Source organism: Arthrobacter sp. TJ-263 (genome assembly GCF_058269155.1).
On the sequence record NZ_JBZCNE010000001.1, the window covers coordinates 1,991,902 to 2,010,769 of the forward strand.

20 protein-coding genes and 1 pseudogene are annotated in these 18,868 nt (G+C 63.7%); 6 read left to right on the forward strand and 15 right to left on the reverse strand.

Annotated elements, in window-relative coordinates; genetic code table 11:
- Positions 1-243 precede the first annotated feature (243 nt).
- Genes AC4D2F_RS09560 through AC4D2F_RS09580 form a run of 5 tightly spaced genes read right to left on the reverse strand, consistent with a single transcriptional unit; the run spans position 244 to position 5,564 of the window.
- Positions 244-1,287, reverse strand: coding sequence for an SIS domain-containing protein (locus tag AC4D2F_RS09560; protein WP_490910328.1), 1,044 nt, complete (start codon positions 1,285-1,287; stop codon positions 244-246).
- A gap of 29 nt (positions 1,288-1,316) precedes the next feature.
- A complete protein-coding gene (locus AC4D2F_RS09565) occupies positions 1,317-2,165 on the reverse strand; it encodes a carbohydrate ABC transporter permease (RefSeq protein ID WP_490910329.1) in 849 nt (282 codons plus the stop codon).
- Complete coding sequence (locus tag AC4D2F_RS09570) at positions 2,162-3,133, reverse strand: carbohydrate ABC transporter permease (RefSeq protein ID WP_490910330.1); 972 nt, start codon at positions 3,131-3,133, stop codon at positions 2,162-2,164. The genes AC4D2F_RS09565 and AC4D2F_RS09570 overlap by 4 nt, the downstream gene beginning before the upstream one ends.
- 2 nt (positions 3,134-3,135) lie before the next feature.
- The gene (locus AC4D2F_RS09575) at positions 3,136-4,428 is read right to left on the reverse strand and encodes an extracellular solute-binding protein (RefSeq protein WP_490910331.1); all 1,293 of its coding nucleotides are present in this window, start codon (positions 4,426-4,428) and stop codon (positions 3,136-3,138) included.
- 47 nt (positions 4,429-4,475) lie between these two features.
- A complete protein-coding gene (locus AC4D2F_RS09580) occupies positions 4,476-5,564 on the reverse strand; it encodes an N-acetylglucosamine kinase (RefSeq protein WP_490910332.1) in 1,089 nt (362 codons plus the stop codon).
- 54 nt (positions 5,565-5,618) lie between these two features.
- Here AC4D2F_RS09580 and AC4D2F_RS09585 point away from each other — a divergent pair, with 54 nt between their 5' ends.
- From AC4D2F_RS09585 to AC4D2F_RS09595, 3 genes are all read left to right on the forward strand, one after another.
- Positions 5,619-6,830 (forward strand): ROK family transcriptional regulator, encoded by a 1,212-nt coding sequence (locus AC4D2F_RS09585; RefSeq protein WP_490910333.1) that lies wholly within the window; start codon positions 5,619-5,621, stop codon positions 6,828-6,830.
- 205 nt (positions 6,831-7,035) lie between these two features.
- A complete protein-coding gene (locus tag AC4D2F_RS09590; protein ID WP_490910334.1) occupies positions 7,036-7,230 on the forward strand; it encodes a hypothetical protein in 195 nt (64 codons plus the stop codon).
- 175 nt (positions 7,231-7,405) lie between these two features.
- Entirely contained in the window at positions 7,406-7,879 is a 474-nt protein-coding gene (locus tag AC4D2F_RS09595) for a cupin domain-containing protein (RefSeq protein WP_490910335.1), read from the forward strand.
- A gap of 141 nt (positions 7,880-8,020) precedes the next feature.
- On the opposite strand, the gene AC4D2F_RS09600 is transcribed toward AC4D2F_RS09595, so the two are convergent.
- The 3 genes from AC4D2F_RS09600 to AC4D2F_RS09610 are packed head-to-tail and all read right to left on the reverse strand — an operon-like array spanning position 8,021 to position 9,008.
- Positions 8,021-8,470, reverse strand: coding sequence for a DUF4913 domain-containing protein (locus tag AC4D2F_RS09600; RefSeq protein WP_490910336.1), 450 nt, complete (start codon positions 8,468-8,470; stop codon positions 8,021-8,023).
- Positions 8,467-8,823 carry a TraM recognition domain-containing protein gene (locus AC4D2F_RS09605; protein WP_490910337.1) on the reverse strand — a complete coding sequence of 119 codons (357 nt, stop codon included), beginning with the start codon at positions 8,821-8,823 and terminating at the stop codon, positions 8,467-8,469. Before AC4D2F_RS09605 ends, AC4D2F_RS09600 begins: the two co-directional genes overlap by 4 nt.
- Positions 8,727-9,008: a type IV secretory system conjugative DNA transfer family protein gene (locus AC4D2F_RS09610; RefSeq protein WP_490910540.1), complete on the reverse strand. Its 282-nt coding sequence runs from the start codon at positions 9,006-9,008 to the stop codon at positions 8,727-8,729. The genes AC4D2F_RS09605 and AC4D2F_RS09610 overlap by 97 nt, the downstream gene beginning before the upstream one ends.
- Here AC4D2F_RS09610 and AC4D2F_RS09615 point away from each other — a divergent pair.
- Positions 8,904-9,524: a hypothetical protein gene (locus tag AC4D2F_RS09615; protein ID WP_490910553.1), complete on the forward strand. Its 621-nt coding sequence runs from the start codon at positions 8,904-8,906 to the stop codon at positions 9,522-9,524. The genes AC4D2F_RS09610 and AC4D2F_RS09615 overlap by 105 nt on opposite strands.
- 357 nt (positions 9,525-9,881) lie before the next feature.
- Here AC4D2F_RS09615 and AC4D2F_RS09620 read toward each other — a convergent pair whose 3' ends face one another.
- A complete protein-coding gene (locus AC4D2F_RS09620) occupies positions 9,882-10,616 on the reverse strand; it encodes a hypothetical protein (protein WP_490910338.1) in 735 nt (244 codons plus the stop codon).
- A 240-nt stretch (positions 10,617-10,856) separates the two neighbouring features.
- Between AC4D2F_RS09620 and AC4D2F_RS09625 the strand changes: the two genes are divergently transcribed.
- Entirely contained in the window at positions 10,857-12,419 is a 1,563-nt protein-coding gene (locus AC4D2F_RS09625; protein ID WP_490910339.1) for a GGDEF domain-containing protein, read from the forward strand.
- 142 nt (positions 12,420-12,561) lie between these two features.
- On the opposite strand, the gene AC4D2F_RS09630 is transcribed toward AC4D2F_RS09625, so the two are convergent.
- Together AC4D2F_RS09630 and AC4D2F_RS09635 are read right to left on the reverse strand one after the other, a co-directional pair.
- On the reverse strand, positions 12,562-13,317 hold the full coding sequence (locus AC4D2F_RS09630) for a MerR family transcriptional regulator (RefSeq protein WP_490910340.1): 756 nt from the start codon (positions 13,315-13,317) through the stop codon (positions 12,562-12,564).
- Positions 13,318-13,543: 226 nt separating this feature from the next.
- The gene (locus AC4D2F_RS09635; protein ID WP_490910341.1) at positions 13,544-14,110 is read right to left on the reverse strand and encodes a small multidrug efflux protein; all 567 of its coding nucleotides are present in this window, start codon (positions 14,108-14,110) and stop codon (positions 13,544-13,546) included.
- Positions 14,111-14,903: 793 nt separating this feature from the next.
- Between AC4D2F_RS09635 and AC4D2F_RS09640 the strand changes: the two genes are divergently transcribed.
- Positions 14,904-15,983 carry an alpha/beta fold hydrolase gene (locus AC4D2F_RS09640; RefSeq protein ID WP_490910342.1) on the forward strand — a complete coding sequence of 360 codons (1,080 nt, stop codon included), beginning with the start codon at positions 14,904-14,906 and terminating at the stop codon, positions 15,981-15,983.
- A 96-nt stretch (positions 15,984-16,079) separates the two neighbouring features.
- Here AC4D2F_RS09640 and AC4D2F_RS09645 read toward each other — a convergent pair.
- The 4 genes and pseudogenes from AC4D2F_RS09645 to AC4D2F_RS09660 form a co-directional block, all read right to left on the reverse strand.
- Positions 16,080-16,211, reverse strand: a pseudogene (locus AC4D2F_RS09645) (IS256 family transposase); the annotation flags it as partial.
- 421 nt (positions 16,212-16,632) lie between these two features.
- Complete coding sequence (locus tag AC4D2F_RS09650) at positions 16,633-16,944, reverse strand: putative quinol monooxygenase (protein WP_490910343.1); 312 nt, start codon at positions 16,942-16,944, stop codon at positions 16,633-16,635.
- Positions 16,941-17,747 carry an ATP-binding cassette domain-containing protein gene (locus AC4D2F_RS09655; RefSeq protein ID WP_490910344.1) on the reverse strand — a complete coding sequence of 269 codons (807 nt, stop codon included), beginning with the start codon at positions 17,745-17,747 and terminating at the stop codon, positions 16,941-16,943. The genes AC4D2F_RS09650 and AC4D2F_RS09655 overlap by 4 nt, the downstream gene beginning before the upstream one ends.
- Positions 17,744-18,787: an ABC transporter permease gene (locus AC4D2F_RS09660; RefSeq protein ID WP_247827038.1), complete on the reverse strand. Its 1,044-nt coding sequence runs from the start codon at positions 18,785-18,787 to the stop codon at positions 17,744-17,746. The genes AC4D2F_RS09655 and AC4D2F_RS09660 overlap by 4 nt, the downstream gene beginning before the upstream one ends.
- Between the last annotated feature and the right edge of the window lie 81 nt (positions 18,788-18,868).

Genomic DNA, 18,868 nt, shown 5'->3' on the forward strand with positions numbered 1-18,868 from the left:
TGGGACAGCGCGCACTGCCGGCGGTCGACGAGCTCACCGCAGCGTTCGACCAGATCGGCTCGAGCAGCGTAGAATAGGACGTTCGTCAACGTAAGTTGACATAACGATAAATATCGGCGGTTTAGGGGTGAGTTGTTTGTGGTGAGGTAGTGGACACCCCGGCGGTTAAGTAGCCGCCGGGGTGTCCCAGAATAGAAGCCTGCACCTATCTGAAGCGTCAGGCGACTCCCGCTATGAGGCTACCTATTCGTCATCATCCTTCCCGATTTTTGTGTCGGGCTGGCTGTAGAGGAATTCCTCGATTGTGATGCCCCGGCGCTTGGCGATCGCCTCGGTCACCACGTGAAGTGCGACGGTTTCCGCAATCACTCGCGTGAAGCCGCTGCTTGCCTCGGGCAGCCGGATCACGCGCACATTCCTGTGGGGCATCGCGTTGAGCTCGTCGTCTTTGCTTGCCGAGACGACGAGGACTTTCACCCCGGCTTCTGCCTGGGAGGCTACGATTCCGAGCCCCCGACTGTCGCCGAAGAGTACGAGGCCTGTTCCTTCGCGGGCACTCTCCATCGGCCCGTGAAGGTACTGGTAGAGCTCGTAGCCCGCTGTGGGCAAGCGCAGTGCTTCCCGAAAGACGAGGGCGCCTTGGGCTGCGGAGGTAAATGAGACACCGAGTCCTGCGAAGTCCACGAACGAGACGTCATCGAAGAACTCTGCGATGTCGTCGGCCTCAGGACCATACCGGTCGAGCGATTCCTGCACGATTGCCGGCACGGTGGATTCGTCGAAGGATCGATCCGGCAATCCTGCGGCACGCAGGAGCGCGGAGTAGGCCGCGAGCGTCGCAATGTAGCCCGCCGTGTAGACGGGTGAGTCGGGGATACCCCCGAGAGATACGACAGCATCAGAGACTTCGGCTATCTCGGCCTCGGGGTAGTTGGTGATCGCGATTCGGCTGCCCGCGCGCAACCGGCGAGCTACGTCGATTGGTTCCGGGCTGCGGCCGGATTCGGAAACGATCAGGTTGTGATCACCTGGTTCGAAGCCGTCCGGGGCGTCAAAGAGATCAGATGCGGTGATATTGACTCCACGAACGCCCTGTTCGGTGAGAGCCCAGATGAGTGCGTTCGCGGAGTGACTTGAGGCTCCCATGGAGATGACAGCAACGGTCTCACCAGGCTTCCAAGGCGCAATCGACGCCTTCGTGACCGATGTGCTGATGTGGCGCGTCGCGGTCTCGAGAGCGCTCGGTTGGTTCCAGACGGTCCATGAGAAAGTTTCACGGTTCTGCATGAGGGTTCCTTTCGTGCTGCTGTGGGTTGTCAGCCTTTGACGGCGCCGGCGGCGAGACCGCTGACGACCTGGCGTTGGAAGAGGAGTGCGATGAGGACGGGTGGAACCGATGCGATCAGGCCGCCCGCTGCAACCAGCCCGAAATCGGTCGTATAGCGGCCGGTAAACTCCGCGATTGCGACGGGCAGGGTTTTTGCGGCATCCGTCGAGGTAAAAATGAGCGCGTACATGAATTCGTCCCATGCGAGTAGGAACGCGAACATCGTTGCCGAGAACAGGCCTGGTTTCGCCGACGGGAGGATGACGTGAAAGAGTGCGCCCAATCTCGTCGTTCCGTCGATGCGGGCTGCTTCCTCGAGATCCGCCGGAATCGTCGCGAAGTAGTTGCTCAGGATCCAGAGAGTGAAGGGAACGACCAGGGCGCAATTGACGAGGATGAGCCCGATCCTCGAGTCCAGCAGTGAGAGCGAGCTGAGGATGAGGTAGAGCGGAATGAGCAGCGCCACCTGCGGCAGCATGTAGGTTGCGAGGAAGATCATGAGAGTCGTGCGTTGGAACGGGAAGCGCAGCCGCGCGAAGGCGTAAGCGCCGAAAATGCCCACCACCATGGAGATGACGACAGTGCTCGTGCCCACGACGAGCGAGTTCATGAATGCAGCGCGGAACGACGCGCCCACGGGTGATGATGCGTCGAAAAGGACGGTCGTGTACCGGTCGAGATACAACTCGCTCGGCCACCATCGGACGGGTCGCGCGACGATGTCACTCTGGGTGGAGACGCTCGCGAGAAGCATCCACGCCAGAGGTGCAACGCAACCGATGGCGACGACAACGGCAGCCGTGTAGATCAAGATACTGCCCCGGACGGTGCGCTTCACAGCAGGCTCATTTCCGACCGTCGGAGCAGTCGCAGGTAGAGGGCGGACAGGGCAAGGATGACGATCACGATCAGGTAGGAGATCGCCGAACCGAGTCCGTAGTTCTGTTCAGAGAACGCCGTCACGTACGTGTAGTACGAAATGGTCTGCGTTCCGTTCGCCGGACCGCCCCTCGTCATCGCGTAGACGATGTCGAAGACCTTCACCGCCTCGACGGTGCGCAGCACGAGCACGAGTGCGATCGCCGGCGCGAGCAGCGGAATCGTTACGGAGCGGAACGTGCGGAACCATCCGGCGCGGTCCATTCGCGCGGCCTCGTACAACTCCTGGGGGATGGTGGTGAGACCAGCGAGCAGGAAGAACGCCACGAGTGGAGTCGTCTTCCACGCATCAGCGATAATGACGAAATTGAGCGCGGTGAAGGGGTCGGACAACCACGCCTGGTACTGGTCGATGATGCCCAATTGCGAGAGCAACCCGTTCAGTGCGCCGTACTGGGCGTTGTAGATGCCCTTCCATAACGCTGCGTTCACGATAGTTGGCAGAGCCCACGGCAACACGACGAGGGCCCGCAGAAGCCAACGGCCCCTGATACGCGCATTGAGCAATGACGCGATCGCCAGTCCGAAGACGAGTTCAAGAGCCGTTGACGCGAGAGTGAAGTACAGGGTTCGACCCATCGCGTCCCAGAAGCCTTCGCTTGTGAGGGCCTGGGCATAATTTGCGAGGCCGACGAACGGGGTGTCGGTCGCGACGGCTGATTTCACCTCGAAGAGCGAGATGAGCAGTGTCCGGAACATCGGATACACGATGACGCCGAACACCACAAGGAACGCCGGCAGTAAGAGCCAGAATGCGAGGCGTCCCTGTCGCTCCTTCCGGCGTTTCACCGCTTTCCCGGGCACGGGTTCAGCCTCGCGCGGCGTGGTTCCCTCCTCAGGCGGCTTTGCAGCCGTCGCGACGACCATCGTCAGCCTTCTGCGATTTCGTTCGCTGCTGTGACGGCGTCATCCATAGCCTGCTGCGCGGACTTGGTACCCAGGAGTGCGTTCTGCAACTCGACCTGGATGATTTGGGAGACGCTCGAGTAGTTCGGTACAGCCGGCCGGAGGATCGAGGCATCGTACGCAGCCTCTGCAACCTCGAAGATCTCCGGGTTTGTCTCGACGAGTGCCTGGTCGGAGTAGCTCGACGCCCAGTTAGGCAGCCCCGCTCCCACATACCGGTCCTGAACCCCTTGACTTGTCAGGAAGGAAATAAACTCCCACGCGGCGTCCTGGTTCTTTGAGTTCGCTCCGATCGAGTAGGCCATGGCGCCATTGACGCCGGGGCGCTCACCCGAAGGGCCGGATGGCGTGGGCAGTACTCCGGCTGAGATGGAGGAAATCGACGGATCCTGCAGGTCCCGAAGCGTAGAGTCCCAGTTGAGGCCGAAAGCAGTTTCACCCTGAGCCATCGCCTTGGACACATCATCCTCGAGGAAGGTCGTCGATGCCGGGTTCGAAAGCCCCTCGTCGACGGTGGTCTTCATCCATTCAAGCGCTGCAACTCCGGCCTCGTTGTTGATGACGAGGTTGCCTTGGTCGTCGGTGAATTCTCCACCGAACGCTCCTAGCATCTGTGCGTAGTCACAGACGAGGGCCTCGGCCTGGGCCCAACTCCACGCGATCGGGTACTCACTGAGCCCCTGCGCCTTGATTTTTCGGGCGACGTCGAGCACTCCGTCCCACGTAGCAAGGTCGGACTGGTCAGCTCCGACTGCGGAAACCATGTCTCGGTTGAAGTAGAAAAGCTTGGTGGCTGGGCCATTGGGCACGCCGTAGTACTTGTCTTGGTATTCGGCCGTCGGAAGCACACCGGGAAGCATGTCGTCCTGCCATGACGAGGGGAACCGGTCAGTCAGGTCGGCGACAATGCCCTTTGACGCAAACTCTGCCGGCCAGATCACGTCGATTTGGAACACGTCGTAGCTTCCAGAGGGAGCCGAGGTGACGATCTTGTCGTGCAGAGCCTCGTATGAGACGAAAGTGGGCTTGACGTCGATATCGGGGTATTCATCCTCGAAATCCGCGACGATCTCGGCGTAGTCCTCCTCTGTGTAGCCCGCTTGCTTCATGAAGAGAGCGTTGACGGTTCCGGTGCCGTCACCGGTGGAACCACCTGCATTCGAGACTCCCGTGACACTGCATCCAGTGAGTGCCAGTGTGATCGCGAGCCCCCCTACTACGGTGCCGCGGTATGTCGTTGCCTTGACGGTGTTCATGTCGACCTCCATTGGTCAGTGATTCGTCGGTTTCGTAATTTTTAGGTTCAGCTGTGCGTCGGACGTGATGGCTCAACTTCTGGCCGTGTAGCTTCTACAGCCGTGAGGCGGTCTGTTCTGACCGCGAGTGTGTTGTCATGCTCTGATCGTTCAAGCCGCCGGGCGAGGCTGATCGCGCCGCCTACGGGGGGCGTGTCGAGCACGCGGAAGGGCTGGGTAACACCGGAGAGGGCGAGTTCCGTCTCAAGTGCCCGCGCCAGAAGCGGTTGATTGGAAACCACTCCACCGGCGGCCACAATGGCGTCGGCAACAGCGCCCCGATCGATAACGAGTGTGACCTGTCGCGCGAGCTCGGCCGCGGCGCGTTCGATCGTGCTCACCGCGGCGGCCGAGCCGGCCTCGGCGGCGGCGAAAACGATCCGCGCTGCGCTGGCCCAACGGTGCATGGTTGCCGTCGACATGAAGATCCACGCCAGCTCGTTCACATCCGTGGCTTCAAAGTGACTCATGAGGGAACGTCCGAGAAGTTCAGGTTCGTCGCCGGCGTCTGCTCGCCTGATGACAGCCAAGATTGCTTCTCGTGCAATGCCCGGCGCGCTTCCTGGGTCCGCGATCATCCACCCATGTCCGCCAGCGGCGATGGGTGTCCCGTCATGTGCTGTCCCCACCACGATTGAGCCGGTACCGGCAATCACACCAATGGCGTGCTCGACACCGGCCGCCGGGCCCACGAGAGCGGCATCATTCGTCACGAGGACGGGACCGGGGTGTTGTGAGGCGAGAGCGGCCTTGAAAGCCTCGATCTGTGAAGCGGTGTCACAGCCATGGGCTCCTACGACGAGTGGCACGTCGTGTGCAGTGCTCGTGATCTCTGCAACTAGCGCGAGCAGGGCCGCCACGCTGCTCGGATGATCAAGGCTGCGCGCTTGTAACCACTCATGCGTCGGCACACGCCGCTCACGCATACTCAATGCTTCATCCTCTACGCGGATGTGAGTCTTTGTGCCGCCGACGTCGATGCCAACAAATACAGGCAATGCTCCACCGACTTTCTTATAGATCAGACTGAAAAGAAGTAGTATGAGCGTAACGGCGTCACCGGGTGGCGTCAACGGTCTCCTCAATTGCTTGTGCATGAAGGAGTGCCGGGCACGTCATGATGGACAGAACGGCGAAAGAGAGGGGAGTAGGTGCCATTGAAGGCGAACCAAGCGGATGAAACCCCCGTGCGGCAGGTTCGATCGCGCACTGCCGCCACGACGAGCACGCTCGCGCTGGTCAATCAGACGGCGATCCTGGATGCGCTGAAGGGGCATGGCCCGATGTCGAAGGCACAACTCGGCCAGGCGACAGGACTCAGTTCGGCGACCATCAACCGAATCACTGCGGCCCTCATAGCGGACGGCCTCGTCGCGCACCACAGTGTCGAGACCTCCACGGGGGGAAGGCCGCCGATCGTGCTGGCCTTCGTCGGCACAGCACACGTCGTCGCAGCAGTTCAGGTCCGATCGGAAGACATCACAGGTGCGCTTGTTGATTTCGAGGGTGCGATCATCGAACGATTCGACCTTGCCGTCCCGCCCGGTTCCCCGACACAGGGTGTGAGCGCCTACAGAAAACTCTTGGCTAAGCTCGAGCGACGCGGGCAGGAGCGCGGCACCCCGGTTCTCGCGATCGGCGTGTCCGTCACGGCCATCGTGACGCCCGCTCGTACCATCACGGGTCTTGATCAATCACGCTGGGGTGACCTCAGCGTGCAGCAGCTTGAAGAGGGACGGTCTGTCGAGGTCGTCGTCGAAAACGATGCAAACGCCCTGGCCATCGGCGAATTACACCGTGGAATTGGGCGGCGCAGCCCGAACTTCGTGACGCTCCTACTCGAACGAGGCCTTGGAGCAGGCATCGTGGCGAATGGCGCCCTCTACCGAGGCGCCAACTTTGCGGCAGGCGAAATTGGGTTTCTCCTCGTCGAACCGTCCTCCTTGGGCAAGCGTTTCGACCAGACGGGTGATCTCGAAAGCCGGCTAAGTGCCCCCACCATCACGCGACTGGCAGACGACGCAGGAATTCCCCATGATGGTGCCATCTCCGCAATGGAGCTCATCTCTCTAGCCCGCTCAGGTGACCCGGGCGCGCAGCCCCTCGCGGATCGGGTTCTGGATGACGTAGCCCGGGCGCTCGGCGCGATCGCAAGCATCTTGGACCCGCAAGCCATTGTTCTAGGTGAGGGACTTGACCGAGAGTTTGATTTCGTGGCGCCCTCACTTCACTCGCGACTTGAAGGGCGCATCCAGCACGTTCCTGCAATCGTGACAGCCTCACTCGGCGCGGACGCAGCCCTCCTCGGCGCCGCTGAAATGGCAATCCGAGCCGCAAGCGACTACGCGTACCTCGCGTATTAGTCTGCGCTCATCGCTGCCGTCGTCGGAATCTAATCGACTAGGTGGCGTTCCGTAAGTCTTACGAACATACGGACTTGCGGCGGACAAAACCGAGCGCTGCTAACGGGAGTTCGACGAAGAACCAACCGGTAGCAAAATTTGAGCAGCCGCGCGGTCTTCCCAGCCTGGATGGCTCCGAAAGGAAGTGACGAAGATGGGAAATCGCATGGACCTGGTCATCGTCAACTGTGACGGGACACTCGTGGACGGCGAGGTAGTCAGCATCAAGGTGGACCAACGATTACTTGCTGACCAGAACTGGAACCTCGCTGTCAGGGGCACCACGGTTGGTGCACAGGTTCTGCCCCGCAAGCTCGCTCTTGCCGGGGGAGACCACCAACAAGGGATTTCGAAGCTCTGATTGATATAATCCAAGGTTATCGGCGAATTGATGGAGTCACGAACGGGCCGTCTTTTCTGACTAACGGTGTTCCGCTAGAGCTTTGACGGCATAGCGACCCGCCTGACGAGATGTCATCGCGCGACGTTTCTTCCCTTTCTGGCACTCCGGGCAGGACATGGGACAGAATGCGGTCATGGACACCACCGACAACGGACCGAACCCGAACGCCTTCGACATCGAGAGTGCTGCGACAGAGAACACCGCCTACCGCCGCGTCGCCTGGACGGGCAAGCACCTGCAGGTGACGCTCATGTCGATCGAGCCCGGCGGAGCGATCGGCCTCGAGGTACATCACGGCACCGACCAGTTCCTGCGCATCGACGCCGGGAAGGGCCGCGTGAAGATGGGTCCCTCGAAGGACGACCTCTCCTTCCAGCAGGACGTCGAGGACGGCTGGAGCATCCAAGTGCCCGCCGGCACCTGGCACGATGTGGAGAACACCGGGGACGAGCCACTGCGTCTCTACACGATCTACGCCCCTACACACCACGCGCAGGGCATCGTACAGGAAACCCCGGAGGCTGCCGAGAAGGACGAGGAGCAGGGCCGCGACGAACCGCCGTCGTGGGTCGAAGAAGTAGACGACAAGGGAGAAGAGAGCGCCTGAGTCATCAATTGCGATGACGCCCACTAAGCGCGCGGCGGACAAAAGCAACGCAGGCCATCCGTTCGTTCTTGCGTCAACCGCACCAGGAGTCGCGCAGCTCCACTGGCGGGCGTCAATTCACGGGAAGGCAGAGACACAGAATCACAGAAAGTGGTCTGGCTGGAGGCCGTGATGCAGTTCGACGCACCATCCCCACCCTGGTGTTGGTTGTTCAACTGCAAGCATCCGCCGGGCAGTCCTCGGGACATGAGTTGTTCCACATTCCCCAAAAGGCCCCCGCTTGGCGAACAAGACGGTCGCGTGGCGGTCGAAGTGGTCGATCCACCAGGACGACATGCCACCGTTCGCCTGGGCCTCTAGCCATTGCTCGTACAGGGCCCGGAACCGGTCGATGGCTTCGGGGTGGTTCCACCATTCGGGGCACCAGTACTGGTGCTGGGACCGGTCCACGGACTCGAGCATCGCCATCAGGGACTCCACCCAGTCGACCAATTCCTCCGGGGTAAACGCGAAACCCTCCGTCTCGTCGTCGTAACCGTTAGGTCGGGTGCTAGCTGCGTCATCACCTAGGTCGTGGAGGATGTCGGTCATGGGTGGTGTCCTGCCCGGATGCGGTCGAGGGTGGGTCCGATGCGGGCGGTGAGCGCCTTGTCGCGGAACCAGGGGATGGTGCGGACGATGGTTCCGCCGCCGTGGGAGGTTTTCACCCACGCCCGATTGGTGGGCAGGTCGGAGAGTCGGGCGACGGACAGGATGTCCCGCCGCTGGGTCTGCACCCACCTCGAGGATCCGTTCCGTGAGGTGGAGGTGCTGCGGATCTTCGCGTCGTACTGGCCGATGACCTTGGTCAGGGAGTCCAGGAACGCGGTGTCGTCGGATCCGCCGCCGTAAACCTTGATCGCGGCCGCGGACCAGAGGGTGTCCCACCCTGTGCGCTCGAGCATGGCCACCCCTGCCCGCGGGTTTGGAAGTAGGCGCTGACGACGATGCCCATCGACCCGAAGAACGAGTACCACTCGGGCGGATGCTTGAGCTTGACCACGTTCCCGACCTCGTCCAAGTCGGCCACGAGAGGCACCTGCAGGCGTCCGTCGGCGCGCCGTGCGGCGTGCTGCGCGGCAGTGAACACCGCGTAGACCAGCGTGGACACGAATGCGGCACGGAGCCGGCGGCGTCTTGCGAGAGCAGGATCAGGGTGTCCCTGCTGGTCACGAACCGGGCCGGATCAAACGCCGGGACGCCCGGGGTGGGCGTCGACCACGCCACCAGCTCGTCATGGACGAGGGCCGAGGCCATGCGCTGGGCGCTGGCTGCCACGGACCCGCGGGTGTCCTCGGGTTGGCCGTTCATGCCTTTCAACGCCGACGCGGGGCCCACGTGCCCGGCGGCTTCGAGGAGCTCGGCGGGTTCCATGAAGTCCGCCGAGGACACCCACCGCAGCACCTCCCTCATGGTGCCGTTTCTCTTGGCGGCGGCTAGCAGGCACCAGGACAGAAATTCGCGTCCCTGCGAGTCGAACTGGGCGTCCCCTTTGCCCTGGCCGGCGTTCGGGGCGGACGAGGTTTCGAAGATCGACGCTACCTCGCCGGCGCTCACGGTGTCGGTGACGATTGTGAGCGGGTTGAAGATCATCGCCGGCCGGTGACTGTCGCGCCAGATCCGCTGCGGGTCGAACAGCCACACCGTCCCGGTATCGGAGCGGGCGGCCAGGACCTCGGCAACACCGTCGACCTTCTTGCTGGTCATGATGTAGGCGCCGGGTGCCTCGAGCGCGTGCCGGACGACCTGCGTTGTCGTCTTGCCTCGCCCGGTCCGCCACACACGGATCGAGCACTCACGCCAGCCCTGGATAACTGCCTTCGTGCCGGAGTCACCGGCGTACCCGATCGTCAGGCCCGGGCCGATACCCTCAGCGTCCGGATGGAGCCGGGCCGCTTCGGTGAGGCGCGCATCGAGCATCGCCGGGCGCATCTTCCCGCCAGGACTCATCCGACGGGACGCCTCAGCGGTCCTGGACACAGGTCGGGTGCTCCACCACGCAAAGGCAGCAATGACCACGACCGCTTCCGCGCCGAGCAACCAGCTCGCCGCTGCCGGCCACGGATCCCCGGTGGCAAGACCGATCGCCAATACGATCGGGTTCCATGACAGGTCGGTGGGAACCGGGGTGAAGGCTTCCCCGAGATGGATCAGGGCGACTGGCGCGCAGGGACTGCCAGAGTTCGTCCATGATCATCAGGTGATGGCGCTCTTCCATCAGCCCGGCGTCGGCCGGCGTCTTCGCGGCCGAGATGCCGGCCTGACCGTAGGACCAGCACACCGTCTGCACCGCAGCCCGAAGCGTCAGCTGGGACTCGTCGATGAGAGAAATGTCGACGTCAACGGAGGTGTCGATCTTCAACTCCTTCGTGGTCTGCTGGCAGAACACGTCCCCGAACGGTCCATGCTCGCCGAGGGCGTTCAGGCCCGCCAGGAGGTTCTTGACCTGCGGCAGGTACTCGTTGGAGTCCTCGATGAGCAGTGCCGACTGGATCTGGGAAGGTGCGGACTTCATGGCGGCGGCGACGTCGCCGACCAGCGGCTGCCGGTCCTCAGCGTCTGCCTTCTCGGCGGCCAGGGCGATCGCCACGGATAGCACCGTCTGTTCCTGCTTCTTCGCATCCAATGGTTCCTTGAAGACCAGTTCGATGAGCCCGGTGAGGGTCATCAGGCGCCGCGCGTGGATCTCGGCGCGCATCTGCCGCTTCAGAGGAGCCGGAAGCCGTCCCAGCTCCCGCGGCAGACCCGGGCGCCGCCCCTCGGCGCAGAGATGCTGCCCGACGCGAGGAAAACCCGTCAGCCGTGACCCTTGAGGTGACGCCCTCGGCACGGCAGACTGAGCACACCAGTCTCATCCGGCACATCAGCGCCACACCATGGTCTCGTTCACGCTCCACGGTCAGCAGGACAGCGCTGCCCCGACCCCTGGAGCCACACCATGAATGACGCCGTCATCGAAAGCGGTTCCCTCCGCCTCGCGCAGGAGAGCGACCTCATCGCCACCCTCGAGGCCCTCGAGATCAGCACCGATCTCCCCCGCGCCGTGGCGGACGCAGCCGAGATCAGAGCCTTCGCGGAGACACTCGGGCGGCTCGACGTCGCGTTCTGGGCGGAGGTGACCGGGCTCGACGCGCTGGCCCGCACGGACGGCGCGCCCGGCGCGAGGACTCGGGGCCAGGAGATCCTCGAATGGGCCACGGAGCAGGGCGACGCGCGGCTCGCGAGCCGCTGCCATGCGCTCATCGCGATGATGGACCTCATCGCAGGCCACTCCGGCTCCGGCGCGGAGCAGGCGACGATCGCCGTCACACTGCTGGACGGCACCGAGAAGCCCCGGCTCCGGGCGAACTTCCTGACACGCCAGGCGCTCGGCCTCCTGGTCGCCGGCCTCCTGCAGCACGGCTTCGACGTGTCCCGACGGGCGCTCGCCCTCGCGGACCAGCTGGCCGACCCCGAACTCCTGGCCCGGATTGCGTCGAACGCGTTCCACTCCGCACTCGACGAGTCGATGCCGGACGAGGCCCGCTTCTGGATGCGGCGGCTGGAAGCCGTGATCGCTTCATCCCCCGACCTCGAAGCCGAACTGTCGGACGTCCTCGCCCGCGGCCATCTGGCGGACAACCGCCCCTGGGACGCCCTCGACGTGCTGGAGCGGGCCGGCGACGACGACGCCTCGACGTCGCAGCCGGAGACGCGGGCCACCCGGATGCTCCTGCTCGCGCAGGCCCACCATGGGGTCGGCAACCTGCCCGCGGCGCGACGTGCCCTCGACCGGGCGGAGCAGATCACGGTGAGTTATGCACTCGAGGAGGTCGCCTCCACCGTCCTGGAGGAACGCGCCGCCATCGCGGCGTCCGCGGCCGACTTCCGGCTAGCCTACGAACTCCACCGGCAGTTCCACCAGGCGGCGCGGAGCCGGTGGATCGAGGCCCGCCGCTCCCGGGTGGACCACCTGTTCGCCGAGCAGAACGTCACCGAGGCGCTCGAGCGCGCGGAGCAGGCGGAGGCGGCCGTCGCCGTCGACCCCCTGACGAAGGTCCGCAACCGGCGGTGGGTGGAGGACACGCTGCCCGACGTCGTCCGGACCTGGCAGGCCGGAGGACCGTGGACCGCGTCCCTGGCCATCCTCGACCTCGACCACTTCAAGCTGGTCAACGACCGCCACGGCCACGCCGCGGGCGACGACGTGCTGGTCGCCGTCGCCGCGGCCCTGCAGACGTGCGGCGGGGTCCAGCACGTCGCCCGGATCGGAGGCGAGGAGTTCCTGCTGGTCCTGCAGCAGGACGCCGATCAGGAGCAGGTCGCGGACCGGGTGCTGTCCGCCGTCCGGTCCCTCCGGTGGCCCGGGATCGACGGCGGCCTCCGCCTCACGGCGAGCATCGGTTTCGCCGGCTGCCACCAGGGGGCGACGACGTCCGATCTGCTGCAGGAGGCGGACCGCCGCCTGTACAGCGCGAAGCGGGCCGGCCGGGACAGGGCGGTCGGCCCCTGGTCGAGGTAAGCGTGCGCTCCGCGGCACCGACGAGGGTTCATGGTTCGGCTGCGCCCGGGGGTGGAGACCAGACGTCACCCTTCTTGGTCACGCCGCAGCAGGCAGGGGCGGTGTCGATGCCACCTCGGTGCCCACATACCTCGGGCCCGCGTCAGGGCGCGCGCTCGTCCTTCGTGGCCTGTTCGATCTTGAGGAGGCCACCGGCGATGACGCTCGCCCTGGCAAGGACGTCCAGTTGTGCCGGGTTGTACAGAGCCGTGAGCGATTCGATGACCGTGTTCCGGGTCACCTCGAGGCCTTTCGACAGGTGCTTCCCCGGGTCCGTGAGCCACGAGTAATCCCTGATGGCATGGGCAATGGTTGGTGCATAACGTTCGGCGAGTGCGGCGCGTACGGTTTCGTCGGCGTCAGAAGCCAACTCGTCGAATTCCTTGCTCACCGGATCTGTGTCCTCCCTGACCATCTTCCGCAGATCCTGCATCGCGTCGTCGTCGTACAGTTGGGAGTAGATGAGCATCAACGACTGGTCCTGCTTGGACAGGCGGGGTGCAACGTCCTCGAACCCTGCCGGGACGCCCGTCACGGAGGACCCCTGGAGGATCGCCTGAATCTCCGCCCTGGCACGCTGCAACCTCTCGATGCTTACCGCGAGGTCCGCGTCGATCGCCCTCAACGCCTCGGACGACGAATCGCCATCGAGGGCAACTTCGTCGATCTGATCGAGCGGTACACCGAGATCCCGTAGGCGGCGTATTTTCAGGAGACGGACGAGGTGCCTGACCTGGTACTGCTTGTAGCCATTGGACATCCTGTCCGGCTGCTCGAGCAGTCCGACCCGATGATAGTGACGGACGGTGTTCACCGTCGTCCCGGCCAGCTCGGCGATTCCTTGAGTGCTCCAGGCCATTCTCGTCAGCCTTCTTCGTTCATCGTCACCGGTTCAGTCGCGACGCACCTGCTATGTGTCGGTCGACCCTTCAGAAGGAAACTCCATGTTCCCACCACACAGTCAAGATGCAGAGAGAACTCTCCTGCGAAATTGCAGTGGAGGCGGTACCGGGCAGACCGGTCGATGGCGGTGCCACCGACGAGTCCATGACGCCAGACGCCCCGAGCCCCGCTTGAGGTCTCCGTCACCAGCCCAATACTCCGACAAGCCCGGTCGCAAGCGCCGAGATGACGACGGTCCATACCACGATGGCGATCGCCTGCCAGAGCAGGACCCGCTCCTTCCTGACGCCCGACGCCGCGAAGAACGTAGCCGTGAGTTGCGTGGGAAGAGCGAGTGGGGCGAGGAGACTCGCGCCCGGCACCCCGAATCGGGAGAGCCAACCCTGCAGGCGCCGCTGTCCCTTCGCGCGCCGGGGTGACGGAGCGGCGGATGCAGGACCTGCCGGCTCGCCCCCGCCTCCTCGAGAGGCGACAACCTTCTCCCGGACACGGGAGCTGATGGTGACGACGGCGAGCACGCTCAGGAAGTTGCCGATCATCGCCGAGACCGCTGCCACCACCGGATTGATCCCGAGGAGGATGCCGATGCCGGCGGCTCCCTCGCCCTCGATGTACGGGATCATCCCGGCGATCGCGACTCCCACCGGCTGCACGATCTCGGGTAGCTGTTGAACCCACTCCTGCATGCCCTCATACGGGTTGTCCATCATGTCCTCCTTCGAATGCACGACGAGCGTGGATCGATCCACTGTCCTCACGCTTCTAAGGCGGCGCCGATTGCGCTCTGCCATGGCGTGATGTCGTGTGCTGGAACCAGTAAAGAGGCTGTGCCGACAACAGGGTCAAGGGCTCGAAACGAGTCGTTGGTCACACCGCCTGCTGGGGTGTCCTACCTCACCGCTTCGCCTCCTGCTCCTCACCGGACAGATGACAGTGGAACTCGCTGGCGCTCCGACCGCGACGGATCCGGCAGGTCAGGTCCGCTCCGCGCTGCTCAACGCCTCAGCGCGTCGATGACCTGGGAGGTGATGTCCAGGACGTCGCCCGAGCGTTTCAGCTCAACGTCGCCACCCGTCATCGTTATCGGCGTCCACGCGCGATAAATCTCCGCTCTTCTCGTCGAGATCGAAGCCTCGACCGTCCGAGGCTGAGCCGTCAGAAGCATCACAGCACAGAGGCACCCGCCGGATGGGCAGCCCAATGCCGCATCCCGGGGGCGGTAACTCGAGGCTGTGGTGTTGAAATTCCCGGCCGAAGTGGATCCTCCCGTGGAGGGTCGGTTGACCGACCACCAGACCCACCAGCACCCTTGACGTATACCCCCCGGGGGTATACATTCGAGGGGTTGGCAGCCCCGCTCACTCTCGGTTCCCACAAGCACGACAGGTCCCCAACGCGAACCTGGAAGCGCAACTTCGCGAAAACACAACACGTCTGTAGGACTTCCCTTCGCTCGTCGGGGCGATGTCATCCGGACGAACAGCCCGCCTTCGAACGGGTTCTCACTTCATTCGAACACCTCCAAGTCTGGAAACGTCCCCCATGTCACAGGGCAGTCGTCAGCTCCCGAACACCACGAGCCACGCAACCCAAGGAGTACCCGAAAAGCGACGCCGGCCATTCCGGCGCACACTGAAAACCACCGGCATCGTCGCTCTCACCGCACTGGGGCTGACCCTTGCGTCCACAGCGGCCAACGCGCTTCTGGAACAGCAGGAGAAGTCGAGTACCGCCCAGTACGGTGACCTCGTGGAAGTCGCCGGCGGCGAGGTCAACGTCGTTCGGGCCGGCACCGAAGGTGCACAGCCCCTGGTCCTGCTCAGCGGCCTGGGCACGATCGCTCCGGCGCTGGACTTCGCCCCTTTGATCAGGGAACTCGATGCTTACGACGTCATCGTCGTCGAGGGCTTCGGATACGGCTACAGCGACATGAGCGCACCCGAACGGACCGTGAAGAACATCAGCACCGAGATCCACCAGGCCCTGGCCTCACTCGACCTCGAGAAGCCATACGTTCTGGCCGGACACTCGATCTCCGGCTTCTACACACTCGACTACGCCAACCGGTATCCGAGCGAAGTATCCGCGGTGGTGGGCATCGACCCCAGCGTGCCCACCCAGCTGGAGGAGCATTCCGCGGCCAGCGGCGGCATCAATTTCATCGGGGTACTGTCCACGATCGGCGTGGTCCGAACAGCGGTCTCGGTCGCTCCCGGAGCGGTGGACCCGGCAAGCGACGACTTCACCACAGATGAATTGGAGCGCATGCGCCGAATGACAATCTGGAACTTCGGCAACGCGGCAGTCGCCGACGAAAGCGCCCGGATCGCCAGCAACGCCGCAGCACTCCAGGGAGTGACCTACCCGGAGAACCTGCCCGTTCTTCACTTCCTCGCCAGTGACAACGTGGCTACCAATCCCGACTGGCTCGAGTCGCACAAGAACCAGCTCAAGAACGTCCGCCACCACGAAATCGTCGAGCTCAAGGGCCCGCACAACCTGCACTGGACGCAGTCAGCGGCCATGGCTCAGGAAATCACACAATTCCTTCAGGACAGTGCCACATCTCAAGCGTCGCCCACACCCCTTGCTGCATCGACCGAGGTGACCCAAGGGAACTAGAAGATACCCCCTCCAGACAACCGAGTAACGCCACATAGTGGCGTTACTCGGCTCCTGGGACTGTCGGACAAACGGTGCGGGGTCCGGCAGGCTTCATCAGTGAGTGGTTCTTTCGAACCGGCCTGCGACGGTGAGCACGAACGCGTGGACGGCGGGCTTCAACCTGATCACACAGCGTGCCCTGCCACCGCCGGTCGGATCAAGAGACCGGGTGACGTACAGACCGCAAGCCCGCTCATCCCGTAAGGCTGAAGAGACCCCTGACGCCCTCGTCGAGGGAAAGCCTTCACATAGCTCTTCGTCCAGTCGCGCCACAGCCTGTAGCGCTCATGGTCACCATCAGCCGTCTATCTGTTTCTGTATGTTTCCGTCTTTCTGCGACCAGAGGCTATCAGGGGTCTGGCGTGGTATCCGCCGCGTCGCGTTCTCGTTCCAGGGCGTTGAGTATGAGATCCAGGCCGTACAGGAACTATTTGCCGAAGCTGTATCCGGTCTGTAGGACGTGCTCGACGGTGAATTCGTGAAGGTAGGGGTATTGATCGACTGACAGATGCGCAAGGAGAATCTGGCCCATCGCGGCCGCCTCCTCTTCGCTGTCGAAGGGCAGCACTTTGTCCCGCTTCGCGAGGCCATGATGTAGCTGTCCGGGTTACTCCAGCGGGGTGAGCCAGGTCAGCTCGGAACCGTCTCCTATGATCAGGTCGGTGAGCGCTTCGTTGAAGACGCGCCCGTAATCGGCGGTGATGTGTGCCTGGAACGCCTGCTCGTCGCGATAAATCTCGTAGACGAGGAAGTCGTTCGGCGATTCCCTGCGGCGGTGGGGGTCGAAGACGATGTTGCCCGGTTCGGCGCGTACCTTGGTCGTGAGATCCAGTAGAAGCGCCTGGACTTCATCTGCCTTTCCGTCCTGTGCGGTGAATTCCGCGTAGAGCGCGACGGCACCTGATGCGTCAGCTGTCATGCTGCCTGAGCTCCTGTCATGATGGCGACCGCTTCGGTCATGGTGTGGCTCTGTGGGGTGATGGTCGTGGCACATTTGCCGAGGCGCTGGATATGGATCCGGTCGGCGACCTCGAAGACATGGGGCATGTTGTGGCTGATGAGGATGACCGGGATGCCCTTGGACCGAAGGTTCTTGACCAGTTCGAGTACCTGCTTCGATTCGCGGACTCCGAGCGCTGCTGTGGGCTCGTCGAGGACGACGACCTTGGACCCGAAAGCTGCGGCTCGGGCGACGGCGACGGCCTGTCGCTGGCCGCCGGACAGGTTCTCGACGGGTACGGTGACGTCCTGCAGGGTGCTGATCCCGAGCTCGGTGAGTTCGGCTCGTGCCTTCTGCCGCATGCCTTTGGTGTCGACGACGCGGAACACCGAGCCGAGGATGCCCTTGCGGCGTTCCTCTCGCCCGAGGAAGAGGTTGGCTGCGACGTCCAGGGCGGGTGAGACGGCAAGGTTCTGATAGACGGTTTCTATGCCGGCCTGCCGGGCGTCCTGGGGGCGCTTGAAGGAGACGCGCTGGCCTTCGAGGAGGATCTCGCCCTGATCCGGCACTTCGGCACCCGTGAGGCACTTGATGAGCGTTGATTTTCCGGCCCCGTTGTCCCCGATGATCGCCAGCACCTCTCCCGGGTAGAGCGCGAGGGACACTCCATCAAGACCGACGACTTTACCGAAGGTCTTCACGAGATCGCGTGCCTCGAGGATGGGCTGACGGCCGGGGTCCTCGGTGGTCGATGGGAGGGCTGCGCTCACTGCGTCGCTCATTTGCGTACCTTTCGGATCCACTGGTCTACGGAGACAGCGATGATGATGAGGACGCCCACGGCGAAGGTCTGCCAGAGAACGTCGAGGCCGGCGAGGGAGAGCCCGTTGCGGAACACTCCGACGATCAGGGCTCCGAGGAGGGTGCCCCAGACGGTGCCGCGTCCGCCGAAGAGGCTCGTGCCGCCGATGACGACCGCGGTGATGGAGTCCAGGTTCAGATCGGCGCCGGCGTTGGGCGATGCTGCGTTGCTGCGCCCGATCTGGATCCAGGCGCCGATGGCGAGGATGGCGCCTGCGGCGAGGTAGACGCTGACGAGGACGCGGTTGACGCGGATGCCGGCGAGGCGTGCGGCTTCCTTGTCGTCGCCGACGGCGTAGACGTGCCGTCCCCACGCTGTCTTCCCGAGGATGAGTGCGACGGCGATGTAGAGCAGGAGCATGAGGACGACGCCGTAGGTGATGTTCACTCCCGCGAAGCTGACCGTCGTACCGGTGGCGGTCAGCACGCCGGGCATTTCGGCTCCGCGGACGGTGGCGCCGGACGAGTACAGCAGGGTCAGCGCGACGAAGATGTTCAGGGTGCCGAGTGTCACGATGAAGGGCGGCAACCGGAATTTGGTGACCAGGAAGGCGTTGAACGCGCCGGCAGCGAGGCCGACGACCAACCCGAGGAGCAGCGCGATGAATCCGGGAACGCCGTTCTGCGAGCTGGTCTGGGCGATCACCATCGAGGTGAGGACCATGACCGCACCCACGGAGAGGTCGATGCCGGCGGTCAGGATGATGAGGGTCTGCGCGATCGCGAGGGTGCCGACAACCGCGACCTGCTGGGTGATCAGTGACAGGTTGGCTGGGGCGAGAAAGCGTTCGTTGAGCAAACCGAACACGATGATGGCGATGATCAGCACGATGGCGGGGCTGAGCGCCGGGTAACGGTGCAGAGTGTTGCGCACGCGCGTGAGCGGTGTGGTGCGGTCCAGGAATTCGCTGGCGAGGTCGTGGCCGCCCGATGAGGGCGCCGCTTGTACTGTCTGGTTCATGGAGGAACTCCGTTGGTCGTCGCTGATAGGCGGTCCGCGGGGAGGATATCGACCCGCGGACCGCCTAGATCGAGGGGTGGC